The sequence below is a fragment of the Pseudomonas sp. TWI628 genome, from assembly GCF_039673865.1.
Lineage (GTDB): Bacteria > Pseudomonadota > Gammaproteobacteria > Pseudomonadales > Pseudomonadaceae > Aquipseudomonas.
This window is the reverse complement of record NZ_JBDJMM010000043.1, coordinates 39,242-48,936: the sequence shown is the minus strand read 5'-3', so window position 1 is coordinate 48,936 and position 9,695 is coordinate 39,242. Positions and strand designations below refer to the sequence as shown.

Sequence of the window (9,695 nt, the reverse complement as noted above, 5' to 3'; positions counted from 1 at the left end):
GTGGCCGGGATCACGCCCTCTGACGACCAGGTGGCCGTGGCATGGAGCTAAACCGTATTTCGCCTGTGCCGGCCTCTACGCGGTTAAACCCGCGAAGAGGCCGGCACAGGAAAAAACTATCGGTTCATGCACCGCTCATAACGCTCATCCACCCGCCCGGCAAACCAGGCGGTGGTCAGCTTGCGGGTAATCTTCGGGCTCTTCAGCTCGATCCCCGGCAACACCGCCCGCGGCACTGGCTTGCCCGCCGCCGCATCGGCCAGGGCAAACACCCCGCCGTACAGCTTGCTGTCCTCGAACGCCAGGCTGTCGCCCAACTCCAGCTGGCTGCGGATCTGTGGGTTGCGCAGCCCCAACTTCACCCCCAGCTTGCGCGCCGCCTGCTCAGTGCTGCCGGGCATGATCGAACCGGGGGCGATCAAGTCGCCATCCAGCGCCAGCTCCACCCCGGTGACCTTGCTCAACGCTGCCTGGAACGCGGCATTGCGGCTGGCGTACCAACCCGCGTTGAAATCGGCGAAGCGGTACAGCTGGCGCTCGTAATGCGCCGGGTAGCCGAGCAAATGAGCAATACCGAAGTACATGCCCCCACGGCGGCTGAAGACTTCCTGACGGATAGTACCGTCGTAGGTGTAGGGATAATCCTTGGCGTGTTTCTCCGCGAATTCGATGCTGACCTGCATCGGCCCACCGGTGTGCACCGGGTTCAAGCCGCCGAGCAAGGTCTTGCCCAACGGCAGGCGGGCGATGAACTCGTCGTACAGCGCGCTCAGCTGCTTCTCGCTGCGTACTGCCAGCAGGCGCTGCTGATAGCTCTGGCCATTGCCTGAGGGCGTCTTCAGCGCACCGTCGACCAGCAGCGTGGGAATGTGCAGGCGCGCCGCGCGGCGGTCGATCTCTTCACGGGCGATGCGACCGAGGTTGGGTACCTGCGGATCAGCGTTGAAGGTCGATTCCTGCTCGGTCACCGCCAGCACCGCGCACAGGTTGCTTTTGCTCGGTGTGATGCGCTGGGCCTCGAACGCCACCTGGATATCCTTGGCCCAGCCTTCGCGGTCCTTGGCCTGGGCCGGCAGCAGGCGCATCAGCTGGGCACGCACCTTGGCCGGGTCGGCCTCAGGCTCTTCCTCGCGGCGCCCGGCGCAGCCCTGCAGCAGCGCCAGGGCCATCAGCCCTGCCGCCAGCAGCCGCCCGTTCAGGGCTGTTCACCGACCATGTAGGTCTTGCTGATATGGCGGAAATGCGGGTGGCTGGCGCTGCCCATGAGCTCGAACAGCACCATTTCCCGGGTCACCACCTGCGCGCCGGCCTGGCGCATGCGCGCAAGGCCCGCGGCCTTGTTGGCCGGGGTACGGCTGTCGCAGGCATCCTCGACCACGAACACCTGCTTGCCCAGGGCCAACAGGCCGAACACGGTTTGCAGTACGCAGACGTGGGTTTCCATGCCGCAGACGATCACCTGTTCACGGGCCATCAGGCCGGCCGGCAGGCACTCGGCGGCCACGCAGGAGAAATGGGTCTTTTCCACCACCTCGGCCGCCGGCGCCACCGCGATGAGTTCCGCCAAAGTGTGGCCCAGGCCTTTGGGATACTGCTCGGAGATCACGATCGGCAGTTCCAGGTCATTGCAGGCCGAGAGCAACCAGCGCGCTCGGGCGCGGGTGCCCTGTGGGTCGCTCATGGCGCCAATGAGCTTTTCCTGGATGTCGACGACCAGCAGCGTGGCCTTGTGATGTTCGATCAGCATTGTCTGCCCCTTGCCTGGGAAAAGACCTAGCCTCCCCCAGGCAGGCGGCGCCGTCAATCAGGCAGAAAGCCGATGCGCTTCAAGGGCCTGCGTCAGCGCACCCAGCACGCGGTCTTCGTGTTCGTGAATGAAGAAGTGGCCACCGGGGAACATCTGCAGCGAGAACGCGCCGAGGGTTTCCTGACGCCAGGCCTGCAGTTGCTCTGCACTGGCCCGGTCCGCTTCGCCACCGAACACATGCAGCGGGCACTGCAGGGCCGGCCGCTGGCGGTAGAGGTAGCGCCCACAAAGCAGGAAGTCGGCGCGCAGGGTCGGCAAGGTCAGGCTCATCAGCTCGGCATTGGCCAGCACTTCCTCCGGTGTGCCATTGAGCTCGCGCAGTTCGCACTTGAGCTGTTCATCGGTCTTGGCGTCGCGCCAGTTGTGGCCGTCGTAGTCTTCGCGCCGGGTGGGCGCCGCAGTGCCGCAGGCGAACAGCGCCAGCGGCGGCGCACAGCCCAGCGCGCGCAGTTCGTGGGCCAGTTCGAAGGCCAGCAGTGCGCCCAGGCTATGGCCGAGCAAGGCATAAGGTGCGTTGGCGGCCAGGCGTTGCTCGTTGGCCAACTGCCGGGCCAGCGCTTGCATGTCGGTCTGCAGCGGCTCGGCCATGCGCGCACCACGCCCAGGCAGCTCGACCGGGCGCACCTGCAGCCAGGCCGGCAGCTTGCGCCGCCAGCGGCTGTAGACCATGGCACTGGCCCCGGAGTACGGCAGGCACAGCAGGTTGAGCGGGGTCACTGGGCGGCAGCTGCGGCCATCTGCTGGCGCAGGCTCAAGGGGCGCATGTCGGTCCAGACTTCGTCGATGTAGGCCAGGCAGTCCTTCTTCAGGCCGCTCTTGCCCACGGCGCGCCAGCCTTCGGGGATGGCCTTGTAGTCCGGCCAGATGGAGTATTGCTCTTCGTGGTTGACCACTACCTGAAACTGGATATCGTCGCGATCGAATACAGAAGTCATTGCCTGTCTCCTTGAGTGATGGATGCCGCTGCGCGCCTGGCGCAGGGAGGTTCTCAGGTAGACGTAGGGCACTACGGAAAAATTAGCCTCAGGCGTCTCTCAGCAAGTCATGTGCATCAAGCAGGCGGAACGCCACCTGCGGGTTGCGCTCCAGGCCCCGGCGGATCGCGGCCGGGATCGACTGGCGGGTCTTGCGGCACAGGCCGGGCTGGTCGTCGAGTTCGATGACGATGCCGCGCATGGTGCGCACCTCGTTGAAACCGGGGCTGATGTGCACGCGGATGCCGAGGTTTTCGTACAGACGCCGTTGCAGGTGCTGCAGGTCTTCCAGGTCCTTGAGGTTTTCCAGGCGTTCAAGCAGGCGCTTTTCTTCCTGGCGGGTGAGCAGGAGGATGCGCTGGGCCGCCGGCGGGTGTTCGGCCAGGTGCTCACGGCCGCAGTCACAGGCGCCAGGGGGGCACGGTTGGCGTACAGGGGTGGGTGTGGTCATGGATCAAGCATAGCCTGCGACGGCCTGTTCGCGGGTGAACCCGGCTCGCAGAGGGTCAGCCGGTGCCTAGAACTTTCCTGTCAGGATAAAAAATTTCATAAAACACTGGACCCGTGCCCCTCGCTTCGCCTATAAATCGCCCAAGGGAAATTTATATTCCCATGAAGAAACATCCGTTCGCCGCCCGCGAAGCCGCTTTTGCCCTTGTGCCCGACCTGCCCCACTCCATCACGAGGCCTATCCGACATGCACCCCGCTCCCGATCACTTCATCCTGCGCGTCAGCTGCCCGGCCGTGTCCGGCATCGTCGCTGCGGTGACCACCTACCTGGCCGAGCACGGTTGCTACATCAGCGAGATGGCGCAGTTCGACGACGAGGACAATGGCCGCTTCTTCATGCGCGCCGTATTCCGCTACAACACCGGTGTCAGCGGTGACACGCCACAACTGCAAGCGGGCTTCGCCGATGTGGCCCAGCGTTTCGACATGGACTGGAGCCTGCACAGCAGCGCCCGGCCGCTGCGCGTGCTGCTGATGGTGAGCAAGTTCGACCACTGCCTGGCCGACCTGCTCTACCGCCACGCCAAGGGCGAGCTGGACATGCACATCACCGCTGTGGTCTCCAACCACCTCGACCTGCGGCCCATGGCCGAGCGCCAGGGCATCCGCTTCGTCTACCTGCCGGTAACCAAGGACACCAAGGCCGAGCAGGAAGCCGCGCTGATGCGCATCGTCGAGGACACCGCCACCGAACTGGTGGTGCTGGCGCGCTACATGCAGATCCTCTCTGACGACCTGTGCCGCCAGCTGTCGGGCCGGGCGATCAACATCCACCACTCGTTCCTGCCCGGTTTCAAGGGCGCCAAGCCTTATCACCAGGCCTACCAGCGCGGGGTCAAGCTGATCGGTGCCACCGCCCACTATGTCACCAGCGACCTCGACGAGGGCCCGATCATCGAACAGGAAGTGCAGCGCGTGGACCACGCCTACGCCCCCGACGACCTGGTGGCGATCGGCCGCGACACCGAGACCATCGCCCTGTCCCGCGCAGTCAAATACCACCTCGAACACCGGGTGTTCCTCAACCACGACCGCACGGTGATCTTCAAATGAACGCCATCCCCAGCATCAAGCTGATCGACGGCAAGGCCACCGCGGCACGGGTGCTGGCCGAGGTCCGTGAGCAGGTGCAGACCCTGCGCAAAGGCGGCGTGCAGCCGGGCCTGGCAGTGGTCCTGGTCGGCGCCGACGCGGCCAGCCAGGTGTACGTGCGCAACAAGGTGCTGCGCGCCGAGGAAGTGGGCATCTGCTCGCTGGAACATCGCCTGCCGGCCGACACCACTCAGGCGCAACTGCTGACCCTGATCGACCGGCTCAACCGTGACCCCGAGGTCAACGGCATCCTTGTGCAACTACCGTTGCCCAAGCATATCGATGAGCACCGCATTCTCCAGGCCATCGACCCGCTGAAGGACGTGGATGGCTTCCACAGTGCCAACGTCGGCGGCCTGGCCCAGGGGCGCGATGTGCTCACGCCCTGCACCCCCAGCGGCTGCATGCGCCTGCTGCGCGATGCCTGCGGCGAGCTGCGCGGCAAGCACGCGGTGGTGGTCGGCCGCTCGAACATCGTCGGCAAGCCCATGGCCGCGCTGCTGCTGCAGGCCGACTGCAAAGTGACCGTCGTCCACTCGCGCAGCCGCGACCTGCCGGCGCTGTGCCGCCAGGCCGACATTGTCGTCGCGGCGGTCGGCAAGCCGCGGCTGATCGGCGCCGAGTGGCTCAAACCTGGCGCGGTGGTGATCGATGTCGGTATCAACCGCATCGAGGAAGGCGGCCATAGCCGCCTGGTCGGCGACGTCGATTTCGCTGCCGCCCTGCCCCAGGTCGCCGCCATCACCCCGGTGCCCGGCGGCGTCGGCCCGATGACCATCGCCTACCTGATGAAAAACACCCTGCTCGCCCTCGACCTGCAGCAACAGGCCGCCCACCAGGAGCGCACCGCATGCCTTTCGCCCTGCTGAAATACGGCCTGAGCGCCGACTACCCGGTGGAGGTCGACCTGCCGCCACCCTGCGAACTCAAGCCGCGCTATGACGTGGTGATCATCGGCGGCGGTGGCCACGGCCTGGCCATCGCCTATTACCTGGCCAAGTACCACGGCGTGACCAACGTTGCCGTGCTGGAAAAGGCCTACCTGGGCGGCGGCAACACGGCGCGCAACACCGCGGTGATCCGCTCCAACTACCTCACCTCCGAGGGCGTGCGCTTCTACGCAGAATCGGTGCGGATGTTCCAGAACCTGTCCAACGAGTTCGACTTCAACATCATGTACTCCGAGCGTGGCCAGCTGACCCTGGCGCACACCGACGCCACCGTGCGCGCCTTCCGCCAGCGCGCCGAGGTCAACAAGCACTTCGGCGGGCGCACCGAAATGATCGACCGCCAGCAGATCCGTGAGCTGGTGCCGAGCCTGAACCTCGACCCCGGCCACCTGCCGGTGCTGGCCGGCCTTTGGCACATTGACGGCGCCACCGCGCGCCATGACGCGGTGGCCTGGGGCTACGCCAAGCAGGCCGCCAAACGCGGCGTGGAAATCCACCAGCTGACCGAAGTGCAGGACCTGCTGATCCGCAACGGCCGCATCGAAGCGGTCAAGACCAACCGCGGCACCGTGCAGTGCGGTTGCGTGGTGCAGGCGGTGGCCGGTGCCAGTTCGCTGCTGATGGCCAAGGCCGGCATCCGTGCACCGATCCACACATACCCGCTGCAGGCCATGGTCACCCAGCCGTTCAAGCCGTTCCTCGACCCGCTGGTGAGTTCTTCGGCGCTGCACTGCTACGTGCAGCAGACCAGCCGTGGCGAGATCGTCTTCGGCGGCGGTTCCGACCCGTACCCGCTGTACAACACCCGCTCCACCCTCGACCTCAAGGAAAGCCTGCTGGCCCATGCCATCGAGATGTTCCCGTTCATGGCCAACGCCAAGCTGATGCGCCAGTGGGCCGGGATGACCGACATGACCCCGGACTACAGCCCGATCATGGGCCTGTCGCCGGTCGACAACTACTACCTGGACGCTGGCTGGGGCACCTGGGGCTTCAAGGCCACGCCGATCTGCGGCAAGACCATGGCCGAGCTGGTCGCCAGCGGCGGCAAGGTGCCGGCAATGATCGCGCCGTTCGCCCTGGAGCGCTTCAGCCGCTTCCAGCAAGTCAACGAAATGGGCGCCACCGCGGCCAGCCACTAGGAGCACACGACGATGAAGATCCTGACCTGCCCCTTGAACGGCCCGCGCAACATCAGCGAGTTCACCTACGGCGGCGAATTCAAGCACATGCCCGACCCGGCCAGCTGCAGTGACGCCGAGTGGGCCGACTACGTGTTCAACAGCGACAACCTGGCCGGCGTGGTCATCGAATGGTGGCTGCACAACGCCTCGAGCTACTGGTTCCTGGCCGAGCGCCACACCGTCAGCGACCATGTGCTGCGCACCTTCGACCCGAAAGCCCTGTTCGACCGCCGCGTCGACTTCACCCCCGCCGCCAGCCCGGAGATCGCCGGATGAACAGCCTCACTCGCCTCCCCGCGCCCATGGGCCTGCTGATCGACCGCGAGCGGCCCCTGCGATTCGAATTCGACGGCCAGGCCTGCCCGGGCTTTGCCGGTGACACCATTGCCAGTGCCCTGCTCGGCAGCGGCCGCTGGCTGCTGTCACGCTCGTTCAAGTACCACCGCCCGCGTGGCCCGCTGAGCATGACCGGGCAGGACGCCAACACCCTGGTGCAGCTCCCCGAGGAGCCCAACGTGCTGGCCGACATGGAGGTCGCGCGCGACGGCCTGGTGGTCACCGGGCAAAACTTCAACGGCAGCCTGGAGCACGACCGCGATGCCTATCTGGGCAAGTTTTCGCGCTTCATGCCGGTGGGCTTCTACTACCGCTCGTTCTACAAACCCAAGGGCATGTGGAAGGTCTGGGAGCCGCTGATCCGCAAGAAGGCCGGCCTCGGCGTGCTCGACCTCGGCTTCAAGCCGCAGTACTACGACAAGGCGTACCTGTTTGTGGACCTGGCCGTTATCGGTGCCGGCCCTGCCGGCCTGCGCGCCGCGCTGGATGCCGCCAATGCCGGGGCCAAGGTGCTGCTGATCGAGCAACAACCGGTGCTCGGCGGCTCGCTGACCTACGCCCGCTTCGACATCGCCGGTACCCGCGCCGCCAGCCTGCGCCAGGAGCTGCTGGCCGCCGTCGAAGGCCACCCGAACATCCAGGTGCTGTGTGAGGCCACCTGCAACGGCTGGTTCACTGACAACTACCTGCCGGTAATCCAGCACAAGCGCCTGTACAAGGTACGCGCCAGCCGCTGCCTGGTGGCCGCCGGGTCGTTCGATCAGCCGGTGGTGTTCCGCAACAACGACCTGCCCGGAGTAATGCTGACCAGCGCCGCGCAGCGGCTGATGAAGTGGTATGCAGTCAAGCCGGGGCAACGTGCGGTGATCCTCACCGGCCACGATGACGGCTACCTGGCGGCGCTCGACCTGCAGGAGCAAGGCGTGGCGGTCGCCGCCGTGGTCGACATGCGCGCCGCGCCTGCCGATGCTGCGCTGGCCAGCGAGCTGAAACGTCGCGACATTCCCCTGCACCTGGGCAGCACCGTCTATGAAGCCCTGCACGAAGCGGGCATGCGCCATGTCACGGGCGCGGACATCCGCCCGATCACGGGCCAGGGCAAGGTGGGCGAGCATGGCCTGCGCGTGGCCTGCGACCTGTTGTGCATGTCTGCCGGTTACATGCCGGTCTATCAGTTGCTGTGCCAGGCCGGTGGCAAGCTGGCTTATGACGTCAACCGTGACGAGTTCGCCATCAGCAACCTGCCCATCGGCCTGGATATCGCCGGCTCGGTGAACGGCCGCCACTGCCTGGACAACGTGCTCACCGACGCCAGCCGCGGCGCCGCCGAAGCCCTTGCTGCACTGGGCCTGCAAGCACCCACGCCAGCGGCCTACGTTGCCGAGGCCAAGGTCAACTTCCCCTGGCCGATCTTCCCGCACCCCAAGGGCAAGGACTTCGTCGACTTTGACGAGGATTTGCAAGTGCGCGATATCGTCAACGCCACCCGCAGCGGCTACCGCGATGTGCAACTGGTCAAGCGCTTCTCCACGGTCGGCATGGGCCCGTCCCAAGGCCGCCACTCGGCACTGCCCACCGCACGCCTGGTGGCCCAGGCCACTGGCCGCAGCATCAGCGAAACCGGCGTGACCACCGCCCGTCCGCCGTTCCAGGCAGAAAAGCTGGCGCATGTCGCCGGCCGGGCGTTCGACCCGTACCGGCAGACGCCGATGCACCGCCGCCACCTGCAAGCCGGTGCGAAGATGATGCCGGCCGGCATCTGGCAGCGCCCGGCCTTTTACGGCAAGCCCGAGGAACGCGAGCGCTGCATGCAGGAAGAAGCCCGCCATGTGCGCGAGAAGGTCGGCCTGATCGACGTGTCCACCTTGGGTGGCCTGGACGTGCGCGGCCCCGACGCCGCCGAACTGCTGGAACGCCTGTACACCTTCGGTTTTGCCAAGCTGGCCATCGGCCGCACCCGCTATGCGCTGATGACCAACGAGCACGGCGTGGTGATCGACGATGGCGTCTGCGCGCGCCTGGCCGAGCAGCACTTCTACGTCACCGCCACTACCAGCGGCGTCGACCGCATCTACCAGCAGATGCTCAAGTGGAACGCGCAGTGGCGGCTGGACGTGGACATCACCAACGTCACCGCCGCGCTGGCTGCGGTCAACCTGGCAGGGCCGCTGTCGCGCCAGGTGCTGGCCAAGGTCTGTGACGATGTCGAGCTGTCGGCCGCAGCCTTCCCCTACCTGGGCGTGCGCCTGGGCACGGTGGCGGGCATTCCGGCGCGCATCCTGCGGGTCGGCTTTGTCGGCGAACTGGGTTATGAAGTGCACGTGCCGGCGCGCCATGCCGAGCGCCTGTGGGACGCGCTGATGCAGGCCGGTGCCGGGCTGGGCATCCGCCCGTTCGGTGTCGAGACCCAGCGCCTGCTGCGCCTGGAAAAAGGCCACGTGATCATCAGCCAGGACACTGATGGCATGACCCACCCGGCAGAGATCGACATGCAGTGGGCGATTGGCCGCAAGAAGCCGTTCTTCGTCGGCAAGCGCTCGATCGAAATCCTCGAAGCGCAGCCGCTCAAACGCAAGCTGGTCGGCTTCACCCTGCCCAAGGGCAGCCCGCAGCCGCTGGAGGGCCACCTGGTGCTGGACGGCCCGGACATCAGCGGCAACGTCACCTCCTGCGAGTACTCGCAGACCCTGGGGCAGATCATCGGCCTGGCCTACGCCGGCGCCCATCAGGCGACGCCTGGCATGCACATCCCGATCCGCGTGGAAGGCGGCGTGATGGTCAATGCCAAGGTGGTGCAACTGCCCTTCCATGACCCCGACAACCTGCGCCAGGAGCTCTGAA

At 66.3% G+C, this 9,695-nt stretch carries 10 protein-coding genes; 5 read left to right on the top strand and 5 right to left on the bottom strand.

The genetic code is table 11. The features are described 5' to 3' along the window. Positions 1 to 116 precede the first annotated feature (116 nt). The 5 genes from ABE528_RS25685 to ABE528_RS25665 form a co-directional block, all read right to left on the bottom strand. The gene (locus tag ABE528_RS25685) at positions 117 to 1,169 is read right to left on the bottom strand and encodes a DUF1615 domain-containing protein (protein WP_152956101.1); all 1,053 of its coding nucleotides are present in this window, start codon (positions 1,167 to 1,169) and stop codon (positions 117 to 119) included. Between the two features lie 26 nt (positions 1,170 to 1,195). Continuing rightward, complete coding sequence (locus tag ABE528_RS25680; protein WP_346654440.1) at positions 1,196 to 1,747, bottom strand: hydrolase; 552 nt, start codon at positions 1,745 to 1,747, stop codon at positions 1,196 to 1,198. A 57-nt stretch (positions 1,748 to 1,804) separates the two neighbouring features. After that, the gene (locus ABE528_RS25675; RefSeq protein ID WP_346654439.1) at positions 1,805 to 2,524 is read right to left on the bottom strand and encodes an alpha/beta fold hydrolase; all 720 of its coding nucleotides are present in this window, start codon (positions 2,522 to 2,524) and stop codon (positions 1,805 to 1,807) included. Further along, positions 2,521 to 2,742 (bottom strand): MbtH family protein, encoded by a 222-nt coding sequence (locus ABE528_RS25670; protein WP_054887100.1) that lies wholly within the window; start codon positions 2,740 to 2,742, stop codon positions 2,521 to 2,523. Before ABE528_RS25670 ends, ABE528_RS25675 begins: the two co-directional genes overlap by 4 nt. Positions 2,743 to 2,830: 88 nt before the next feature. Beyond that, entirely contained in the window at positions 2,831 to 3,232 is a 402-nt protein-coding gene (locus tag ABE528_RS25665; RefSeq protein ID WP_346654438.1) for a hypothetical protein, read from the bottom strand. A 246-nt stretch (positions 3,233 to 3,478) separates the two neighbouring features. Here ABE528_RS25665 and purU point away from each other — a divergent pair, with 246 nt between their 5' ends. The 5 genes from purU to ABE528_RS25640 are packed head-to-tail and all read left to right on the top strand — an operon-like array spanning position 3,479 to position 9,694. Beyond that, positions 3,479 to 4,345, top strand: coding sequence for a formyltetrahydrofolate deformylase (gene purU, locus ABE528_RS25660; RefSeq protein WP_346654437.1), 867 nt, complete (start codon positions 3,479 to 3,481; stop codon positions 4,343 to 4,345). Then, positions 4,342 to 5,253, top strand: coding sequence for a bifunctional methylenetetrahydrofolate dehydrogenase/methenyltetrahydrofolate cyclohydrolase FolD (gene folD, locus ABE528_RS25655; RefSeq protein ID WP_346654436.1), 912 nt, complete (start codon positions 4,342 to 4,344; stop codon positions 5,251 to 5,253). The genes purU and folD overlap by 4 nt, the downstream gene beginning before the upstream one ends. Further along, entirely contained in the window at positions 5,235 to 6,476 is a 1,242-nt protein-coding gene (locus ABE528_RS25650) for an FAD-dependent oxidoreductase (RefSeq protein ID WP_152956096.1), read from the top strand. Before folD ends, ABE528_RS25650 begins: the two co-directional genes overlap by 19 nt. A 12-nt stretch (positions 6,477 to 6,488) precedes the next feature. Next, positions 6,489 to 6,794: a sarcosine oxidase subunit delta gene (locus ABE528_RS25645; RefSeq protein ID WP_346654435.1), complete on the top strand. Its 306-nt coding sequence runs from the start codon at positions 6,489 to 6,491 to the stop codon at positions 6,792 to 6,794. Beyond that, on the top strand, positions 6,791 to 9,694 hold the full coding sequence (locus ABE528_RS25640) for a 2Fe-2S iron-sulfur cluster-binding protein (protein WP_346654434.1): 2,904 nt from the start codon (positions 6,791 to 6,793) through the stop codon (positions 9,692 to 9,694). Before ABE528_RS25645 ends, ABE528_RS25640 begins: the two co-directional genes overlap by 4 nt. The last annotated feature ends 1 nt before the right edge of the window (position 9,695 follow it).